Annotated in this window: 15 protein-coding genes, 1 tRNA gene and 2 riboswitches; of the genes, 11 read left to right on the top strand and 5 right to left on the bottom strand. The window is 62.0% G+C overall.

From position 1 onward, the window contains the following. Positions 1–65 precede the first annotated feature (65 nt). On the bottom strand, positions 66–1,553 hold the full coding sequence (locus tag PQR67_RS29990) for a DUF1254 domain-containing protein (RefSeq protein WP_408466440.1): 1,488 nt from the start codon (positions 1,551–1,553) through the stop codon (positions 66–68). Between the two features lie 172 nt (positions 1,554–1,725). Next, entirely contained in the window at positions 1,726–2,520 is a 795-nt protein-coding gene (locus PQR67_RS29985; RefSeq protein WP_408466439.1) for a hypothetical protein, read from the bottom strand. 618 nt (positions 2,521–3,138) lie between these two features. On the opposite strand from PQR67_RS29985, the gene PQR67_RS29980 reads away from it, so the two are divergent. The 5 genes from PQR67_RS29980 to PQR67_RS29960 all read left to right on the top strand — a co-directional run bounded on the left by PQR67_RS29980 (position 3,139) and on the right by PQR67_RS29960 (position 8,062). After that, on the top strand, positions 3,139–4,203 hold the full coding sequence (locus tag PQR67_RS29980) for an HAD family hydrolase (RefSeq protein WP_408466438.1): 1,065 nt from the start codon (positions 3,139–3,141) through the stop codon (positions 4,201–4,203). A 117-nt stretch (positions 4,204–4,320) separates the two neighbouring features. Then, positions 4,321–5,340: an NADP-dependent oxidoreductase gene (locus tag PQR67_RS29975; protein ID WP_408466437.1), complete on the top strand. Its 1,020-nt coding sequence runs from the start codon at positions 4,321–4,323 to the stop codon at positions 5,338–5,340. A 359-nt stretch (positions 5,341–5,699) separates the two neighbouring features. Then, the gene (locus PQR67_RS29970) at positions 5,700–6,056 is read left to right on the top strand and encodes a helix-turn-helix domain-containing protein (protein ID WP_408466436.1); all 357 of its coding nucleotides are present in this window, start codon (positions 5,700–5,702) and stop codon (positions 6,054–6,056) included. A 100-nt stretch (positions 6,057–6,156) separates the two neighbouring features. Continuing rightward, positions 6,157–6,411: a SymE family type I addiction module toxin gene (locus PQR67_RS29965; RefSeq protein WP_408466435.1), complete on the top strand. Its 255-nt coding sequence runs from the start codon at positions 6,157–6,159 to the stop codon at positions 6,409–6,411. 601 nt (positions 6,412–7,012) lie between these two features. Further along, positions 7,013–8,062: a virulence RhuM family protein gene (locus PQR67_RS29960; RefSeq protein WP_408466434.1), complete on the top strand. Its 1,050-nt coding sequence runs from the start codon at positions 7,013–7,015 to the stop codon at positions 8,060–8,062. Between the two features lie 359 nt (positions 8,063–8,421). Here PQR67_RS29960 and PQR67_RS29955 read toward each other — a convergent pair. Then, positions 8,422–8,497, bottom strand: a tRNA-Arg gene (locus PQR67_RS29955). Between the two features lie 297 nt (positions 8,498–8,794). Here PQR67_RS29955 and PQR67_RS29950 point away from each other — a divergent pair. Beyond that, a complete protein-coding gene (locus PQR67_RS29950; RefSeq protein WP_408466433.1) occupies positions 8,795–9,694 on the top strand; it encodes a c-type cytochrome in 900 nt (299 codons plus the stop codon). A gap of 108 nt (positions 9,695–9,802) precedes the next feature. Here the strand turns inward: PQR67_RS29950 and PQR67_RS29945 are convergent, their stop codons facing one another. Beyond that, on the bottom strand, positions 9,803–10,381 hold the full coding sequence (locus tag PQR67_RS29945; protein ID WP_408466432.1) for a hypothetical protein: 579 nt from the start codon (positions 10,379–10,381) through the stop codon (positions 9,803–9,805). Positions 10,382–10,504: 123 nt separating this feature from the next. Continuing rightward, positions 10,505–12,595 carry a UvrD-helicase domain-containing protein gene (locus tag PQR67_RS29940; protein ID WP_153137962.1) on the bottom strand — a complete coding sequence of 697 codons (2,091 nt, stop codon included), beginning with the start codon at positions 12,593–12,595 and terminating at the stop codon, positions 10,505–10,507. Between the two features lie 412 nt (positions 12,596–13,007). Between PQR67_RS29940 and PQR67_RS29935 the strand changes: the two genes are divergently transcribed. From PQR67_RS29935 to gcvP, 5 genes are all read left to right on the top strand, one after another. Continuing rightward, complete coding sequence (locus PQR67_RS29935; protein WP_408466431.1) at positions 13,008–14,057, top strand: oxidoreductase; 1,050 nt, start codon at positions 13,008–13,010, stop codon at positions 14,055–14,057. A gap of 212 nt (positions 14,058–14,269) precedes the next feature. Next, the gene (locus PQR67_RS29930; protein ID WP_408466430.1) at positions 14,270–14,623 is read left to right on the top strand and encodes a hypothetical protein; all 354 of its coding nucleotides are present in this window, start codon (positions 14,270–14,272) and stop codon (positions 14,621–14,623) included. 141 nt (positions 14,624–14,764) lie between these two features. Beyond that, a riboswitch (glycine riboswitch) is annotated at positions 14,765–14,866 on the top strand. A gap of 33 nt (positions 14,867–14,899) precedes the next feature. After that, a riboswitch (glycine riboswitch) is annotated at positions 14,900–15,071 on the top strand. An 80-nt stretch (positions 15,072–15,151) separates the two neighbouring features. Next, entirely contained in the window at positions 15,152–16,270 is a 1,119-nt protein-coding gene (gene gcvT / locus PQR67_RS29925) for a glycine cleavage system aminomethyltransferase GcvT (protein WP_408466429.1), read from the top strand. Between the two features lie 65 nt (positions 16,271–16,335). After that, positions 16,336–16,716 (top strand): glycine cleavage system protein GcvH, encoded by a 381-nt coding sequence (gcvH, locus tag PQR67_RS29920; protein ID WP_408466428.1) that lies wholly within the window; start codon positions 16,336–16,338, stop codon positions 16,714–16,716. Positions 16,717–16,810: 94 nt separating this feature from the next. Further along, a complete protein-coding gene (gene gcvP / locus PQR67_RS29915) occupies positions 16,811–19,747 on the top strand; it encodes an aminomethyl-transferring glycine dehydrogenase (protein WP_408466427.1) in 2,937 nt (978 codons plus the stop codon). The last annotated feature ends 37 nt before the right edge of the window (positions 19,748–19,784 follow it).

The raw sequence follows: 19,784 nt of genomic DNA, 5'->3' as shown, positions 1-19,784 counted from the left end.
GCATGCGGACCAAGGTATAGACGAAGTGCGGCCACAGGCCACACCGGCGGGCGACGAAAGGGCTCTCACGGCTGACGCACAACCGGCGGCGGCGTCCAGCTGCCGTCAAGCGCCGGCTGCTGCGGCCAATAGGCGCGGACATACAGCGAGAACGCTTCATTGGCCGGCGCCGGCAGCCAGTTGGCGAGTTTGTCGTCGCCGGGGCTCGTGTTCTGCACGTAGAGCGTCAGCGAGCCGTCGGCGTTGAACTTCAGGTCCTTGTTCTTGGTGCCGAGCGAGTAGCGGTTCTGCGCGTTCGGCGAGAAGAAGTGGTGCGCGTTGTACAGGGTCAGCGACCAGAATCCTTTGACCGGCGGCAAACTGTCTTTGGCGAACGTCACCGTGTAGTGCGCGTTGCCGTCGAGCCGCTGACCGGATGCGTCGGCGTCGGCATAGAAGTACTTGGTCTCGTTCGGCTTGTTGACGAAGATGTTCGACTTCGCTACCGCCGTGCGCGTGAAGTAATCCGTGCCGAAAGCGGCGCCGTTGCTGATGGTGTTCCAGTTGGCGGGCAACCGCTTGCCGAAGGTGTTGAAGTTGAACAATGGCGTGACCAGATCCGCCTCGGCCCTGGCCGCTTCGTCGACAATCGCGGTCTTGATCGCCGGATCTTTTTGCGCCGCCGCGATCAGCGCACGCGCCTGCGCGTAGAGCGCTTCTTCGCCGCGTTGCGGTGGCGTCTCGTCGAGCACAGTGGGCAATTCGTCCCAGAACCGGTTGGGATCGACCCACTTGATCTCTTCGGCGTTGCCGCCTGCGGCGCCACCAGCCGGACCAAAACTCGGCAACGCCGACCAGTCGGTCTCCTTGACCTTGCCGTCGTACTCGGCAAGCGGATACAGGCCAACCTTCGCGATCACCGACTGCACGGCCAGACGATCTTCAGGTGTGTCGTCCATGAAAACACGCGGGATGAAGCTGCCGACCCCGGTCGACGAGCGGAACACCTGGCGGATACCCTTCGGCACCTGGCCGTGCCAGTCAGGACCGGCTAACAGATAGAAGCCTGGACGCGTGCCGTACATCTTGCCGAGGCTTGCGAAGCCGTCGGTGCGCAGATCGACCGCCTGATAGACCCAGAAGCGTTTGCCGAAATCGGGCACCTGCACGACCACCGGCGTCTGGTTCAGATCGAGGATCGCGGAACCGTAGACCACGTCCTGATTCGGACACGCGACAAATCGCTCCTGCGGCTGGATATAGTCGCGCAACATCGCGAGATGATTGGGCGGCGCGACCGGCACGATGCCGCCGTTCAGCCCCGGCCGCGGTACCTGCTTCATCGCCAGCAGGCGGCCGTAGACGTTCACCATCGGCCACGCCCAGAAGTAGGTCTGGCGCGCCACCAGCCGCGCGTATTCGTCGGAGATCGCGTAGCCGGCCACCGGGCCCGGCACGGATGCCGTGGCGGCCGGCGCGTGGGTCGGCTGACCCTGCTGCGTCTTTGCCAGAATCGGCGCGGCGACCGATGCCAGTACGGCAGCCGTGACCCATGTCACGGTTTTCCTGTTCATATCGCTCTCAGGTTCGTCCATGCGCGGTTTAGCGCTTTTGTGGCTCGGGGAATGTCCAATCGCCGTCGAGCTCTTCCTCGTCCGGACCATGGATCCGCACGACGAGGTCGTACACGCCTCGGGGCGCCGCCAGCCGGTTCGATCTCATGTCTGTTTTCTCTCAGGTTCCGGTCTATTTGCCGAACGTCATATTCAAGCCTGCGAAAATCGTGAACTTCGGCACCCCTGCACCGGAATGGGCAACGGAGTACTGCGGTTCGATAAATGCGTTGTAGATGGTCGAGCCGCCCTTCCACGCCTTGCCGGCGCCAAGGCCGACCGGAATGTAATAGCTGCCGTGCTGCAGATCGAAGCTCCAGATACCAGTCGAGCGGATGTACCAGCCACCCGGCAGGTTGAAGATGCCGAACGGCTGCGCGGTAAGCGATTGCGTGGTGGGCCGGCTGCTTTGCCCCGCGAACGAGTGTTGCCACTGCACCAGCGCGCCGATCAGCCGCGCTTTCGTCGCACTCACGGCGACCGCGGCAAGACCGGCCTGCCATTTGCCCGTGCCGAGGCTCGGATCGGTGGCCGTCGGCATGGTCACGAGCGGGCCGGCACCCAGTTGCACGTCACCTTGGGACAGCAGGAAAATGTCGAATAGATTCAGGTCGCCGAGGCCGGTGTTATAACCGCCGCCTGGAGCGGGCCGCGTGCTGACCGGCACCGTGGCGCGGAAGATTTGCGGCACGCCGATCAGGCTGTTCGGGCCGATCGGCACGGTGGGGCGCAACAGCAGATCGTTGGTGTGCGCGCTCGCGCCGAACACGCTCGGCGTGTAGTAATTCTGAATGTTGAATGAGGCAGCCAGATTCAGCGGGTTATTACTTTTATTGGCGTCGTCGGCGGAAGCCTGAGCGAACGCGGGCGACGGCAACACCGAAGCGGCGTATAACGCGGCCGCGCCGAGCACGTATTTACAACCCATTCCGCACCTCGTCTACGGGCATTTCTTATAGGCGAATTCATTCGTCGTTACCCGATGTAAATAAACCCGGGAAACAGCATTCGTGTTTTTATTAAATCAAACTAATCGCGCAAGCGTGTTCGCTCACCCGGCAGCCAAAAGCAGCAGGGAAATACGCAAAACAGATAAGACGCGCAGTTAAAAAGCGCTAAGCCTTTCGCGCAGGCAGGAAAGACGATATGGCCGGATACAGGGCTTGCATGAACGCTCCTTTCAGACTCAAGAGACGCGGCATCAAACAAAGCATGAGGGAGGTAAAAAGTTCCCAACGCGGGACATCGTGGGGAAATGGTAGCAAACGTTTCAGGAGATTACAGAGATAAATTTGTAACACGGAAAAAGCTCGGAAAATTCCCTCCGAATTAAGACTTTATCGTCATTCCGATTGCATATTTCGCGATGGTCTTAAGAATTGTTTTGCTCGTCTCATAGGAATTCGCATAACGGCATATGCCATTGAAAATTGCCGTGATTGACGCCGCCGCTCAAAAAAGCAACAGACTGGGCCACAACATTCACCGCGCCCCGTTAGACTGGCGCTCGCTTTAGATTCGACCCACCGCTTTTGATGAGGCTTTCATGATTCGCACGATGCACCGGTACTGCGTTGCTTTGACCGTTGTGGTTCTTTCAGCTTGCACCGTTACGCCGCGTCACGACGCGAGCGGGTCGCCGGCCGGCGCGTCGGCCGCCACGGCCCTTGCGTCATGGAACGACACCGCGGCCAGGCGCTCGATTGTCGATTTCGTCACCTTGGTCACCACGCCCGAGTCGAAGGACTTCATCGCGCGCGCTGACCGGGTCGCCGTGTTCGACAACGACGGCACGTTATGGCCTGAACAACCCGCCTCGGTGCAACTGGTGTTCGCGCTGCAACGGGTGAAGACGGTGGCCGGGCGGCATCCGGAATGGAAACGGCAGGAACCGTTCCGCTCGATTCTGAAAGGGAATCTGAAAAGTATCGCGGCGAGCGGTGACGCCGGCTCGATGAAAGTGCTGGCGGCAGCGCATGCCGGCATGACCAGCGATCAATTCGCCGCGCTCGCGCACGAATGGTTCGACTCGGCGAATGACCCGCGTTTTAACCGCCCGTACGCCGACCTCGCTTATCAGCCCATGCTCGAACTTCTCGCCTATCTGCGCGCCAACGGCTTCAAAACCTATCTGGTGACGGGCAGCGATGTCGAGTTCGTCCGCGACATGGCGCAGCGTGTGTACGGCATTCCGCCCGAGCAGGTGATCGGCAGCACCGTCAAATACAAGTACGGCCAGACCAACGGCGCCGTCACGCTGACCCGGCTGGCGCAGGTCGACAATCTCGTCGACGGCGCAGCCAAACCGCTCGCTATCGACCGCGTGATCGGCAGGCGTCCGGTGATCGCGTTCGGCAACGCGGACGGCGACGTGCCGATGCTCGAATGGACCGCTGCCGGCGACGGCCCACGTCTGGCGGTACTGCTGCATCACACCGACGGGGAACGCGAGTATGCGTACGACCGCACGGCGAAAAGCGGCAAGCTCGACAAGGGTCTGGACGAAGCCGGCACGAAAGGCTGGCTCGTCGTCGATATGAAGGATGACTGGAAGACGGTATTCAAGCCGGATAGCGCGGCAACGGCTGCGGCTGCGGCGCCCTCCAACTAATCCTGGAACACCGTTGCGCCGGTGTGATTGCCGAATACCCGCGACATCCGGCGCGCAAGCGTGCGCTGGCCCCGCTGGTAAGATCGATCACCCTCTACGACCGCAGTGAGTCTCCCCATGAATTATCAGAATCGCCAGTGGTTTTACGTCAAGCGTCCGGACGGACGCGTTGGCGATGAGCATTACGCGTTGCGCGAAAGCGAACTCGACGACACCTTGTCATCGAATGAAGTGCTGATTCGCGCGCGCATTATTAGCGTCGATCCGTACATTCGAATCCAGCAGCACGAACGCAATACCTACGACGTGCCGCATCCGCTCGGGATCGTGCAACGGGCGGGCGTGGTGGGTGAAGTGGTGGCGTCGGCGAGTCCGCTTTTCAAGCAAGGCGACTGGGTGTCGGCCTATAGCGGCTGGCAACTGTACGCCAAGTGCCATCACAGCGAGCTGACCAAACTCGACCCTGCCGCGGCGCCGGTTTCGACCGCGCTCGGCGTGCTCGGCATGCCCGGGCGTACCGCGTGGTTCGGTTTGATGGAAGCGGGTAAGCCGCGCCCGGGTGACACGCTGGTCGTGTCCGGAGCGGCGGGCGCGGTCGGCTCGCTGGTGGCGCAGTTCGGCAAACGCGCCGGATGCCGCGTGATCGGGATCGCGGGCGGCCCGGACAAGTGCGCGTTTCTGACCGACACACTGAAACTCGACGGCGCAGTCGACTATCGGGCGCATCCCACGCTCGAAGGCTTGCGCTCAGCGCTGCAGGCGGCGACCGGCGGCGTCGATGTCTACTTCGACAATGTGGGCGGCATGGTCACCGATGCAGTGATTCCGCTCATCAAGCGCCGCGCGCGGATCGTGATCTGCGGGGCGATCGCGCAATACGACGGCGGGTTGGATACGCCGGACCTCGCGCCGCGCTTCCTGCAGCACATGCTGTTTCAGCGCGCGACGATCCAGGGGATTCTGGCGCGTGACTTCGTGCATCGGATGGATGAGATGCTGCAGACCGTCGCGCCGTGGGTGAAGAATGGGGAAATCGTTTACCAGGAGACGTATGTCGATGGGTTTGACGCGTTGCCGAATGCGCTGAATAGCCTGTTCGAAGGGAAGAATCTTGGGAAGCTGCTGGTGAGGGTGTGATCGGGTGAGGTGAGGCGGGTGGCAGCCGGTCGTGACGATGGCCGTCGTTCGCCCAAGAGCTGCGCGGGACGGGCGGTGGTGAACCAGCAACCCCCTCACTCCCAACTCGGTTACTCGTGCCGCCGATCTTTCTGCATTGCGTCTTCCAACGTGCCATTGGAAGCGCTCCGCCATCACGTCGGCCTTCATGCGCTCAATCTCGACAGTGAGGATGCGGGTCAAGATTCACTCTTGTTGCTAAAGATCAATTAGCACACCGATTGATAGACTGATGAGTTCACTTCAAATTGGTAAAATTGCAAGCTAAACAAAAGGGAACCTAGAACGGCCGAATCTCTTTTTCATTGGAATGCGTTGATATGTCTGTCTTTGCTGAACGACTTCGTCTGTTGCGCTTCGCACGAAAGATGACCCAGTTGCGACTCGCGGAGTTGCTTGAAGTGAACCCTCGTGTCTATAACCGATGGGAACGCGGTCTTGCAACGCCGCAGTTCGATACCGTCGTGCGGATCGCCGACATCTTTCAAATCACGCTCGATGAACTTGCAGGGCGAACGGCCGCTCCAGCGGAACTCAAGATTCACAATCATGAGTTATTTAATCTCTGCCAACAGGTGGATAGCTTGCCCGACGCGGAGCAGCAGGCGTTGATTCTGGTGATAGATAGTTTCGTCAGAAAAACGCAGGTTCAGAAGGTTATGAGCCGCCAACGATAGCGAGTCATGGAGTAGACGTAGATGTAGAAGAAGCGCGGGCAATGGGTGCGCCAACACTCACCGCCCGCTAACCACCACCAACTCATAGAGGGAGTTGATCATGGCTAACGCCAATCTTAAAGCACAACCACGCAAACCCCGTAAACCTCGTCAGCCGGAGTACGAGCACCGCAGCGGCTTCCTGCAAAATACCCCTGATCCGGGGCCGATGGCACCAGACGGGCAGCCGTATTTCCCTTGGATGGAACTTGCCGACCGATGGCTCGCTTCCGCCGGATTCAAACCCGGCGATCGTGTCAGTTTCAGTATTGACTACCGTTACGCCCGACTGACCATCAGGCCATTTCTCGGGTGACAGGCGCGATGAAGGGCCGTGATTGCGGCCCTCCATATAATCGGTTGTTCCACTGGGTTCTTGTCACACGCCTAGTGGAGTTTCTTTGACTTGATGTGCATACGCGCCGTGCCACTAGCGGTTCGGCTTGTTCACGCAGTTCACCTCGTACTCTTTCATGCTCAGCCCTTTAACGACTTTGCATCAATCTCAATGATGCGTTCGATTCGGCATGGCAGTTGCAGCCGTGACCAAGCGCAAGCACAATCTCGCATCAATCGGATTGATGCAATTTGAACCAGATACTCAAGAACCTCGTCGATGTCCAAGCCGGCCACCCTTTTCGGGGCAGTGTTCCTCTTGCGGAGGAGGGAAACGCTTACGCATTACAGACGCGAGACCTGAGCCCAGCGGGCGAAGTCGCTTGGGATGGCTTGGTGTGTACAGAGGTGGACACGACGAAGTCGGTTCAGTGGCTGACGCCCGGCGACGTGGTCTTCATCGCCCGTGGCGCCCGCAATTACGCCGTCTGCCTGAGGGAAGTGCCCAAGCCCACGGTCTGCTCTCCAAACTTCTTTCTGCTGCGTATCAAGTCGCCGGCCTTACCTGAAGGAACTCGGCTATGAGTGAATCCAGATCTCACGCAGAGCTGGTGCTGTACGCAACCGAAGATGGGGCAGCCCAGTTCTTCCTGCGCGCCGAGAATGGCAGCGTCTGGCTGACCCAGGCCGAACTGGCCGAACTGTTCCAGACCTCCATCCCAAACATCAATATTCACATCAAGAACGTGCTGGATGAGCATGAGTTGACCGAAATTCGAACTATTAAAAATGACTTAATAGTTCAAATGGAGGGCCCCCGGCAGGTGCGTCGCACGGTCAAGTTCTATAACCTCGACATGATCCTGGCCATCGGCTACCGGGTGAAGTCACCGCGCGGCACCCAGTTCCGTCAGTGGGCAACCGCCAACCTCAAAGAGTACCTGGTCAAGGGCTTCGTCATGGATGACGAGCGCCTCAAGAACGGTGACCGCTGGGACTACTTTGACGAGCTCCTACAGCGCATCCGCGACATACGCTCGTCGGAAAAGCGCTTCTACCAAAAGGTGCGCGATCTGTTTGCCCTCTCGGTGGACTATGCCGACGACGGGCATGCCACCGGCCTTTTCTTCGCAGACGTTCAGAACAAGATGTTCTTCGCCGTAACAGGCAAGACGGCGGCCGAACTGATCGTTCAACGCGCGGACCCGGCCGAGCCCAACATGGCGCTCACCTCGTGGAAAGGTGGGCGCGTGCGCAAGAGTGACGTGACGGTGGCCAAGAACTACCTCAATGCCGAGGAGCTGGACCAGCTCAACCGCATCGTCAGCATGTTCCTGGACTTCGCCGAGCTGCGCTCCATGCAGCGCAAGGATCTCCGCATGGCCGACTGGCGGACCTATGTCGATAGCTTCATGACTTTCAACGAGCAGGCTGTGCTGCAGGGCCTAGGCCGAATGAGCCACCAGGCCATGACCACCATCGCGCACGAACGCTATGAGGCTTTCGATGCGGCACGGCGCCGGGCTGAAGCACTAGAGGCAGATCAGGCGGAGATGCGTGAACTGGAGCAGGTGGAGAAACAGATCAGCGGCCGACGCAAGAGTGGGAAGGGGGGGAACGATGTTGCCTGAGGGATGGAAGCTGGCAACTCTGCACTCCGTTGCCGAAATCCGAACGAGGTTGGCCAAAGGCAAGCAAGGTTTGCTGAGCGGGTGACGCGCCTTCGGAGTCAAACCTGGATGTTGAAGCCGACGCTGACTTCTTCCGAAACTACTTCGAGGCCGGCATGCCCAACGAAGTCATCACAGGTATCCCATGATGTACTCCAGAATTAAAATCGAGGAAAACCAAAATTTAGGGTGCACCGCCTAGCACATGCAACCGCCGGATTTTCCAGGATCCGCTCGGCTTTCCCCGGACGCAAATTTCCCGCAACGCCTTATTTGGCAAGGGTCTTCAGGATTTCAGGGGATTTCTACGGAAAACCAGATGGTGCGCCCGGCTGGGATCGAACCAGCAACCCCTGCCTTCGGAGGGCAGTACTCTATCCATTGAGCTACGGGCGCTTCAACACGAGAGCGCGGCAACCTGAACAGGAGCGACGCCAAAGTGAGACCGAGAGAATACCCGGTTTCGGCCAAACCGTCCACCGGACGGCCTATATGGCGGGATCGGGACCCTGCGCCACACCTTCCAGGCTGCACCTGCCATGCCCTACGGTGCGGGTAAACGCCTGCTGAACAACCTCGCCGCGCCCCTCGCCGCCGCTGAAATGTTCCGTCTATAATCGTCCGTGGCTGAATCAAGAACTAGAAGTTGCCGTCACGCTGTACCGCTCACATACCCACGGAGACGAGACAAGCATGAGCGAAGCACCACACGGAGCCCCAATCAAAACCCCCGGGCAGCTCATTGCCGCGATCATTGCCAGTTTTGCGGTACCGATCGTCATCATCGTTCTGCTAGTGATCTACGTCGATAATTCGACGCGCACTGGCGCCGGAACCGATAGCCTTTCCGAAGCCGAGGTCAGCGCGCGCATCAAGCCGCTCGCGCAAGTCGACATTCGCGACGCCAATGCACCGCGCGTCTACAAGACCGGCGAAGAGGTCTACAAGGCCGTTTGCTCCGCGTGTCACGCGGCGGGTGCGGCAGGCGCACCGAAATTCACCAATGCCGCCGACTGGGCCCCGCGCATTTCGCAGGGCTTCGACACGCTGTGGCACACGGCGCTCGCCGGCAAGGGCGCGATGCCCCCACGCGGCGGCACCAGCCCGGACGATTACAGCGACTTCGAAATCGCCCGCGCGGTGGTCTACATGGCGAACAATTCCGGCGCGAGCTTCCCTGAACCGGCGCAACCGGCAGCGGGAGCGGCAGCCGCCGCGTCCGGCGCCGCTGCGGCAGCACCGGCGGGTGCTTCGGACGCCGGCGCAGCACAAGCGGCCGCCGCGTTGGCAGCCATGGCAAGCGTGCCGCAAGCGGCCGCACCGGCAGCAGGCGGAGCGCAAAGCGCGGACGCCTCGCAAGCCGGCAAGGCGCTGTATCAGCAGGTTTGCCAGGCGTGTCACGCGGCCGGCGTGCTGAACGCACCGAAGTTCGGCGACAAGGACGCATGGGCGCCGCGCCTGAAAGACTCGATGGACACGGTCTACAACTACGCACTGCACGGCAAGGGCGCGATGCCACCCAAAGGCGGCTCGACTGCCTCCGATGCGGACGTGAAGGCCGCCGTCGACTACATGGTCAGCGCGGCGAAATAAGGCGCTTCCAGGACTGCTTCCTGCAGTTACCGCAGACCAAAAAAATCCCTGTACCGTGGCGACACGGGCAGGGATTATTCATGTGCAAGCGCTCGATGCGCCCCCAGGTCAGGTACCGGCCGGCGCCACCGCGGGGCGGCTGAACGCCTCGACGAACGCCAACCCGGGCTCGCTGCGAGCGAGCGACGTGAAATGCGCGTGCAAGTCGGCAGGCGCGAGCCACGGGTAGCTCAACCCATCTTGCAACGCTTCGAGCAATGTGCCGTCAACGTCCGGCACGACGTCCATGCGTGCAATGTGGATATGGAACCCCGTGACGGCCGGCGTCGCGTCGAAACTCCACCGGTACACCCCGTGGCCGACGCGCACTGCGCCGGTTCCCCGTTCGCGCATCACCACCAGCCAGGGCAACGCGTCGATCGTGCCGTCATTCACCGCGAGCGAATCGCCCACGTAGTAGGTACGGCACTGTGTGTATTGGGCACCGAAATCGGTGACGAGCGTTTTCGCGATCGCATCGGCGCCGACTGTGCGCGCCGGAAACGCGATAGTCGACGTAGCAAGCGAAATAGTGAGAACAGCATTCGCGGCAAAGGCCTCGGCGATACGCTCAGCACGCGTGTTGTCTTTCGCGTCGATGTAGGTTTCGAGCGCGCGGCGATACTGCGCGAGCGACGGCGTGGGCATGCGGGCGGTCTCCGGTTGGCGCCCGCCTGGTTTCCAGTCGACGGGCCGTGCCACTGTAGCCTGCGTACGCAGAAAAACCGCCGATGCACCTGCCGCACGCGGGGTTTTGCATCCCTACTACGTTCAAGGCTTCTGCAGCAGCGCCTTCAAACTCGCGAGCCGGTCTTTCGGCGACATCGGCGCTTCTTCGGGCGTCGGCGGCGGCGCGTCGTCGAGCAGCATCTCGGGGATGAAGCGCGACGGCTCGCACACCACGGTTTCGCGCGCGCGCTTGCGCTTCTTGCACCAATTCAGATGCAGGCTGCGCTGCGCCCGCGTGATCGCAACATACATCAGACGCCGCTCTTCCTCGATGCGCGCGTCGTCGATGGGCTCGTCGTCGGGGCCGCCACGGTGCGGCATGATGCCTTCCTCAACGCCCACCAGAAACACGTGCGGATACTCCAATCCCTTCGATGCGTGCACGGTCGAGAGCCGTACCGCGTCCGGATCTTCCTCACGGCCTTCGAGCATCGACATCAGCGCCACGGTCTGGATCAGACCGAGCAGATTCTTGCCGGTGTCGCCGAGGCCGTCGGCCGTGTCGTAGCCCGTGGCCTCGCTCTTCTCCGAACCCTCGGGCTCAGCCTTGGTGCCTTTGCGCTTGAGCCACTCCATGAACTCGAGCACGTTCTGCCACTTGGACTGCGCCTGACGCTCGTCGAACGCGTCGTACAGATAGGCTTCGTAGTGGATCGCGTCCATCAGCTCGTCGAGCAGCGGGCCGGCGGCGTCCTTCTCGGCCCGGTCGGTGAGACGCTGCATGAAGTCGCAGAACACGCGCATCGGTTCGATCTGACGCGGCGACAAGCGGGCCTCGATGCCGCCCATGTAGACCGCTTCGAATAGCGACACCTTCGCCTGACCCGCAAACGAGCCGAGCGCTTCGAGCGTCGTATTGCCGACGCCGCGGCGCGGCGTGGTAATCGCGCGGATGAACGCGGGGTCGTCGTTGGCGTTGGCGATCAGGCGCAAATAGGCGCAGATGTCCTTGATCTCGGCTTTGTCGAAGAACGACTGGCCGCCCGACAGCACATACGGAATCCGCTCGCGACGCAGTACCTGTTCGAAGATGCGCGCCTGGAAGTTGCCGCGATACAGGATCGCGTAGTCACGGAAATTCGCGCGCCGCTCAAACTTGTGCGCGGACAAACGGAACACCACCGACTCGGCCTCGTGCTCCTCGTCGTTACAAGGCGTGACGGTGATCGTGTCGCCCATGCCGTGTTCGGACCACAGCTTCTTTTCGAACAGCTTCGGGTTGTTCGCGATCACATTGTTCGCGGCGGTGAGAATGCGCACCGTCGAACGGTAGTTCTGTTCGAGCTTGATCAGATGCAGCTTCGGAAAGTCCTTGCTGAGCTGCCCGAGGTTTTCGAGTGTCGCGCCGCGCCAGCCATAGATTGCCTGATCGTCGTCGCCGACCGCCGTGAACGCCGCGCGCTTACCGGCCAGCAGCTTCACCAGTTCGTACTGGCACGCGTTGGTGTCCTGATACTCGTCGATCAGCAGGTAGCGCAGCTTGTTCTGCCAGCGATCGCGCACCTGCTCGTTCTTCTCGAAGAGTTCGGCGGGCAAACGGATCAGATCGTCGAAATCGACCGCCTGATAAGCATGCAGCGTCGCCACGTAATTGCGGTAGACGATCGCGGCCTGGTGTTCGTCTTCGTTCGCGGCGATCGCGATGGCCTGTTCCGGCATGATCATGCCGTTCTTCCACAGCGAAATGATCGACTGGATCTTGCGGATGAAGCCCTTGTCCGTCGAGCCGACCTGCTCCTGGATCATGCCGAAGCAGTCATCCGAATCCATGATCGAGAACTGCGGCTTGAGACCGACGTGTTCCGCTTCCTGCCGCAGAATCTGCACGCCGAGCGAGTGGAAGGTACACACCGTCAACTGGTTGACGGGCACCTTGCGGCCTTCCTTGCCGGGCGTGGTGAGCGTCTTGCCCTCAAGCAGCTTGCCCACGCGCTCGCGCATTTCCAACGCGGCCTTGTTGGTGAACGTGACGGCGGCGATATGGCGCGGCTCGAAGCCTTTGGCCTCGATCAGGTGCGCGATTTTCTGCGTGATCACGCGCGTCTTGCCGCTGCCTGCGCCGGCGAGCACGAGACACGGACCGTCAAGATAACGGACCGCTTCATTTTGAGCGGGGTTCAGGCCTGCGGACATCGTCTGTGGATGGGTAATGCGGTTGAGGGCGCTTAGGTGCGGAATCGCGAGACCGAAGGCCCGGGGGCATGCTGCGCGGGGCTGGTAGCCGGAACGGCGCCGCGTGTACCGCGGGTTCCGGCTCGCCACGCTTGCGCGCGAGAGGAGCGATGTTAACACGGATAAATGACGCGGATGAATGCGGCGAACTGGAAACGGACGAGTGCAACGGGCACGCTGCGCCCGGCGGCCCTGGCCCCGGCGCCCAGTCAGCGCCGGGGCCTCGCTTGGCTTGAACGGCGTGATGACAGATATCCCTGACATGCGCCCGCGACAACCCTGACAGCCCGCCTTCGGGACATGCCACAATTACAGTGTTGCGCGCCGTCGCCAGGGTGGCAAAACGGCGCGCCGTTTTTGCAGGAAGACACGCATGTCCGCATCGCTGAAGATTGGATTGATGGGTTACGGTTTTGCAGGCGCAACCTTTCATGCGCCGGTGATCGAGCACTGCGGGCGAGCAAGCGTCGCGGCCATCGCGACGAGTCAGCCCGAGCACGCGCTGGCCGATTATCCGCATACCAAGGTGGTGGCCGATCTGGACGCACTGCTGGCGCTGGAGGAAATCGACTGTGTCGTTATCGCGACGCCCAATGACACGCACTTCGACCTGGCGCGTCGCACGCTGGAAGCGGGCAAGCACGTGGTGGTCGACAAGCCGGTCACGCTGAGCGCCGCGGATGCCCACACGCTCGCCAACATTGCACTCGCGCGGAGCAAGCGGTTCGTGCCCTTTCATAACCGGCGCTGGGACGGTGATTTTCTGACCGTCCAGGATCTGCTGGCTAACGGCGAGTTGGGCCGCATCACACAATACGAGTCCCATTTCGACCGTTTCCGCCCGGAGGTTCGGCAGCGTTGGCGCGAGGAGGCTTCGCGCGGCGGCGGTTTGCTGTTCGACCTCGGACCGCACCTGATCGATCAGGCCTTGGCGCTCTTCGGCGCCCCGCAAACCGTGTCCGCGACGGTTCGCACGCATCGCGACCAGGCTAGCGCGCCGGACTACGTCCATATTCAGTTGGGATACGGTGAATTTGAAGTGGTGTTGCATGCAAGCGCGTTGACCGCGCTGGTGGCACCGAGGTTTACGATTCACGGCACGCGCGGGAGCTATGTGAAATACGGGCTCGACACCCAGGAAGATCAGCTGAAAGCCGGCTTGCGGCCTGGCGACGAGGGGTTCGGCGCCGGCAATGCGGCGGGCGTGCTGCGCGTGCTCGAAGGCGATCAGGAAGTGGAGCGGGAGGTGCCAACGCGCAACGGAGATTACGTCGGCTTCTATATTGCTTTGGCGGATGCCATTCAGAACGGCGTGAAGTTTCCTGTCAGCGCTCAGGATGCGGTCGACGTGATGACGATCCTCGAGCTTGCCGCCCGGAGCTCGGAAGAAGGTGTCCGCTTGCCTTTTGAGCGCATTCGCTGATTTTTTGCCTACGCTACGGAGCGCTTTCCGGCCTTTTGGGTTGTTTGGCGGCGGCACGCAAACATTGCCGTCGCCCTGCGCAGAAATCCTGACAACCCCGAAAGGAACATAACGTTACAAATAACCCGGTCTTTGCGGTCAGCGCAAATCCCCGGCAAGCCGTTGCTACCCCAGTAGCACTACACAAAACGACAACGACTTCCGGAGAGTCCATGCCCCGTATCGTCCGCGCACTAGCAGCATGCGCTTTGCTTAGCTCTCTCGCCGCCTGCGTGGTGGCTCCCCAGCAACCCGCGCCGGCGCCGCGCCCTAATCCGCAGCAAATCGCGGATCAGCGCTTCAACCAGGTTAATGGCCGTATTGACAACCTGAGCCGCCGCATTGACGCTCACGTCAACCAAGGCTACTACCCGCCCCCGCAAGGCGGCGCGTTGCATCACCGCCTCGACGTGATCCGTCAGGAAGCGCACGACATGGCCGCGCAACACGGCGGCGGCCTGTCCGGCGACGAACAGCGCGTGCTGAACCAGGAACTGGACAACGCGGCACACGCCATCGGCGAATAATCGCGCCGGTTCCGGCACTGAAGAAAAAAGCGCGGGCACTACGTCCCGCGCTTTTTTTTGATTTCAATGGGCCCGCAGCGCAGCGCCCCGTGCCCGTTGCGGGCCTTTATTTGACAAGCCCCCGGCCCTCGCGTACATTCGCCGCACGCGTCGGGAGAGCGCGCTGGCCGCAGAAAATCGCAGACCGCGCCGCCGAAGGGGCACACCCACAAACTCTCAGGCAAAAGGACCGGCCGCGTCGAAAAACCCGTGTCAAGGCAGCACCAGGACATCGGTTTTTCGCACTCTGGAGAGCGGCAGTAGCCGTCTGCATCGCGTACCTTGAACGTACATCGAGCGGATTCTGGCAAGCTGCCCACCGAAGGGGCGCGCGTTTCACCGTAGCGATCACGGCTTCAACATCGCTCGGTAGCGCAATCTCTCAGGTATCGAGGACAGAGGGGTCATGCAATGCAATCGCTCGCAGCCGGCAGGCCGCGAGGCGTAGCGCCGCATGGCCTTTTTGTTTCGCGAGACGCCTGAGGCCCCATGACCGAACTCAAACACACCCCGCTCAACGCCACCCATCGTGCGCTCAACGCCCGTATGGTCGATTTCGGCGGCTGGGACATGCCCGTCAACTACGGCTCGCAGATCGACGAACACCGCGCCGTGCGCACCGACGCCGGCATGTTCGACGTCTCGCACATGTGCGTCGTCGATTTCACCGGCGAGCGCGTACGCGCCTTCTTCGAACACGCGCTGGCCAATAACGTCGCCAAGCTGCAAACGCCGGGCCGCGCGCTCTATTCCTGCCTGTTGAACCCGAATGGCGGCGTGATCGACGATCTGATCGTCTATTACTTCGGCGAAGATCACTTCCGCGTGGTCGTCAATGCCGGCACCGCCGATAAAGATATTGCCTGGTTCGGCCAGCTCAACGCCGAAGGCAGCTTCGGCCTGACCATCACGCCGCGCCGCGACTATGCGATCGTCGCCGTGCAAGGTCCGAACGCGCGCGAGAAAGTCTGGCAAACCGTGCCTGCCGCGCGCGCCGCCACTGAAAGCCTGAAGCCGTTCAACGCCGCGCGCGTCGAAGAGACGCCGTTCGGCGAACTCACCGTCGCCCGCACCGGCTACACCGGCGAAGACGGCTTCGAAATCATCGTCCCGGCGGATCACGTCGCAGCGCTCTGGAACGCGCTGCAAACGCAAGGCGTGCGCCCGGCGGGTCTTGGCGCGCGCGACACGCTGCGCCTCGAAGCCGGCATGAACCTGTACGGCCAGGATATGGACGACACCGTCTCGCCGCTCGACGCCGGCCTCGCCTGGACCGTCGACCTCACCTCGCCGCGCGACTTCGTCGGCAAGGGCAAGCTCGAAGCCAACGGCTCGCAGGCCGCGTTCGTCGGTCTGATCCTGCTGAAGGAAAACGGCAAGGCGGCAGGCGTGCTGCGCGCCCACCAGAAAGTCGTCACGCCGCACGGCGATGGCGAAATCACCAGCGGCACTTTTTCCCCCACGATGCAGGAATCGATCGCCTTTGCGCGCGTGCCGAAAGGCGTGCAGCCGGGCGACACCGTTCACGTCCAGATTCGTGACAAAAACGTCCCTGCAAGCGTGGTAAAACTGCCGTTCGTGCGCAACGGCAAGGTGCTCGCAGTTTAAGCAGCCGGCGCGTACGTCAGTCCACTTTTGAGTTTTTAACGAATCACACCGCATAGGAGCATCCGATGAGCATCCCGGCCGATCTGAAATACACCGAATCGCACGAGTGGGTCCGCACCGAAGCGGACGGCACGCTGACGGTCGGCATCACCGACCACGCGCAGGAAGCGCTCGGCGACATCGTCTTCTTCGAAGTCCAGGAACTGGGCAAGACCGTCGACGCTGGCGACACCGTCGCCGTGATCGAGTCGGTGAAAGCCGCCTCCGATATCTACGCACCGGTCGCGGGCGAAATCATCGAAGCGAACCCGGCCGTCGCCGACACGCCGGACGGCGTCAACAGCGCGCCGTACGACAACTGGCTCTTCAAGATCAAGCCGGCTGCGGGCGCTTCGCTGGATCGCCTGATCGACGCGGACGCGTACTCCAAGGCGATCGGCGCCTGATTCGCCGCACGTTGCACCATTACGTTTAAACCCGACAGGCGCGGCGCGTCCGATTCAATCGTCGAACGGACGCCCGCACCGGCAGGAACACCTCATGAAGCTCGAACACCCGGATCGTCTGATGAACCGCACTCCTCTCTCGCTCGCCGCGCTCGAAGTGCATGATGCCTTCGCTGAACGGCACATCGGCCCGGATTCGGCCGACCAGCAGGCGATGCTCGAAGCCCTCGGCTTCGCGTCGCGCGCCGCCCTGATCGACGCCGTCATTCCGAAGACGATCCGCCGTGCCGAAGCCCTGCCGCTCGGCCCCTTCGTGCAGCCGAAGAGCGAGGCAGAAGCGCTCGCCGCGCTGCGTGAGTTGGCGGACAAGAACCAGGTGTTCCGCTCGTACATCGGGCAGGGCTACTACAACGCGCACACCCCGGCGGTGATCCTGCGTAACGTGCTCGAAAATCCGGCGTGGTACACCGCGTACACACCGTATCAGCCGGAAATTTCGCAGGGTCGTCTGGAAGCGTTGCTTAATTTCCAACAGATGATCGTCGACCTGACGGGTCTGGCGATCTCGAACGCCTCGCTGCTCGACGAAGCCACCGCTGCCGCCGAAGCGATGACGCTGCTGCAACGCGTCGGCAAGCCGAAGTCGAACGTGTTCTACGTTGCCGACGACGTGCTGCCGCAAACCATCGAAGTCGTAAAAACGCGCGCCACGCCGGTTGGCATCGAAGTGAAGGTGGGCCCGGCTGCGGACGCCGCGAACGCGAATGCATTCGGCGTGCTGCTGCAATACCCGGGCGTGAACGGCGACGTGCGCGACTACCGCGCACTCGCTGATGCAATCCACGCAGCGGGCGGCCACGTGGTGGTCGCCGCCGACCTGCTCGCGCTGACCGTTCTGACGCCGCCGGGCGAATGGGGCGCGGACGTGGCCGTGGGCAACACGCAGCGTTTCGGCGTGCCGGTCGGTTTCGGCGGGCCGCACGCGGCTTACCTCGCCGTGCGCGACGAATTCAAGCGTCAGATGCCGGGCCGTCTCGTCGGCGTGACCGTCGACGCGCAAGGCAATCCGGCGCTGCGTCTGGCGCTGCAAACGCGTGAACAACATATCCGCCGTGAGAAAGCGACCTCGAACGTGTGCACCGCGCAGGCGCTGCTCGCGATCATGGCCAGCATGTACGCGGTCTACCACGGCCCGCACGGTCTGAAAACGATCGCACTGCGGGTGAACCGTATCGCCGCATTGCTCGCCGAAGGCGCGAAGCAACTCGGCTATGCGCTGGTCAACGAAACTTTCTTCGACACGCTGACGTTCGAAAGCGGCGCGCGTACCCAGGCGCTGCACGACGCTGCCAAAGCCCGCGGCATCAACCTGCGCCGCGCGAGCGGCACGCAAGTCGGCCTGTCGGTCGACGAAACCACAACGCGCCATGACCTGGCCGATCTGCTCGCCGTGTTTGCAGAAGCAGCGGGCGCGAAAGACGTGCCGCAAGTCGACGCGCTCGACGCCACGATCGCCGCGTCGAACACCGCATCGGTGCCGGCCGCGCTTGAGCGCACCAGCGCGTACCTCACGCATCACGTGTTCAACCGTCATCATTCTGAAACGGAAATGCTGCGCTATCTGCGCAGTCTGTCGGACAAGGATCTGGCGCTCGACCGCTCGATGATCCCGCTCGGCTCGTGCACGATGAAGCTGAACGCGACCTCGGAAATGCTGCCGGTGACGTGGCCCGAATTCGGCCAGATCCATCCGTTCGCACCGGCTGAGCAAACCGTCGGCTACCGCGAAATGATCGATCAGCTCGAAGAGATGCTGGTCGCGGCAACGGGTTACGCGGCGGTCTCGCTGCAACCGAACGCCGGCTCGCAAGGTGAGTATGCGGGTCTGTTGATCATTCACGCTTACCACGCGTCACGTGGCGAAGCGCATCGCAATGTTTGCCTGATTCCCGCTTCGGCGCACGGCACGAACCCGGCGTCGGCGCAAATGGCCGGCATGCAGGTGGTCGTGGTGGCTTGCGACGCGCAAGGCAACGTCGATATCGAAGACCTGCAGAAGAAAGCCGATCTGCACGCCGAGAAGCTCGCGGCGATCATGATCACGTACCCGTCCACGCACGGCGTGTTCGAGGCGAACGTCCGCGAAATCTGCGAGATCGTGCATGCGCACGGCGGCCAGGTGTATGTGGACGGCGCGAACATGAACGCGATGGTCGGCCTGTGCGCGCCGGGCCAGTTCGGCGGCGACGTCTCGCACCTGAATCTGCACAAGACCTTCTGTATTCCGCACGGCGGCGGTGGACCGGGCGTCGGTCCGGTTGCGGTCGGCGCGCATCTCGCGCAATTCCTGCCGAATCAGATCGCATCGGGCTATGAGCGCGCGCCGAACGGTATCGGCGCGGTGTCGGGCGCACCGTACGGTTCCGCTTCGATCCTGCCGATTTCGTGGATGTACATCGCGATGATGGGCGCGAAGAACCTCACCGCCGCCACCGAAACCGCGATCCTCAACGCCAACTACGTCGCGAACAAACTCGCGCCGCATTATCCGGTGCTGTATTCGGGCCCGGGCGGACTGGTCGCGCACGAGTGCATTCTGGATCTGCGCCCGATCAAGGACAGCAGCGGCATCACCGTCGACGACGTCGCCAAGCGTCTCGCCGACTACGGCTTCCACGCACCGACCATGAGCTTCCCGGTGCCGGGCACGCTGATGGTCGAGCCGACCGAATCGGAATCGAAGGAAGAACTCGACCGCTTTATCGAAGCGATGATCGCGATTCGCGAGGAAATCCGCGCCGTCGAAGAAGGCCGCTCGGACCGCGAAGACAATCCGCTCAAGCACGCGCCGCATACGGCAGCGGTGGTCATCGCGAACGAATGGAAGCATGCGTATGCACGCGAAACCGCCGCGTATCCTCTGCCCACGCTGATCGCGAAGAAGTACTGGCCGCCGGTCGGCCGGGCGGACAACGTGTACGGCGACCGCAATCTGTTCTGCTCCTGCGTGCCGATCGCCGACTACGAGTAAGCGTGGCCGCCAACCGCGCATCGCCTGCAAGGTTGTA

The sequence above is a fragment of the Paraburkholderia fungorum genome (genome assembly GCF_046026025.1).
GTDB classification, from domain to species: Bacteria; Pseudomonadota; Gammaproteobacteria; order Burkholderiales; family Burkholderiaceae; genus Paraburkholderia; species Paraburkholderia fungorum_E.
This window is presented reverse-complemented; position numbering and strand designations above follow the sequence as displayed.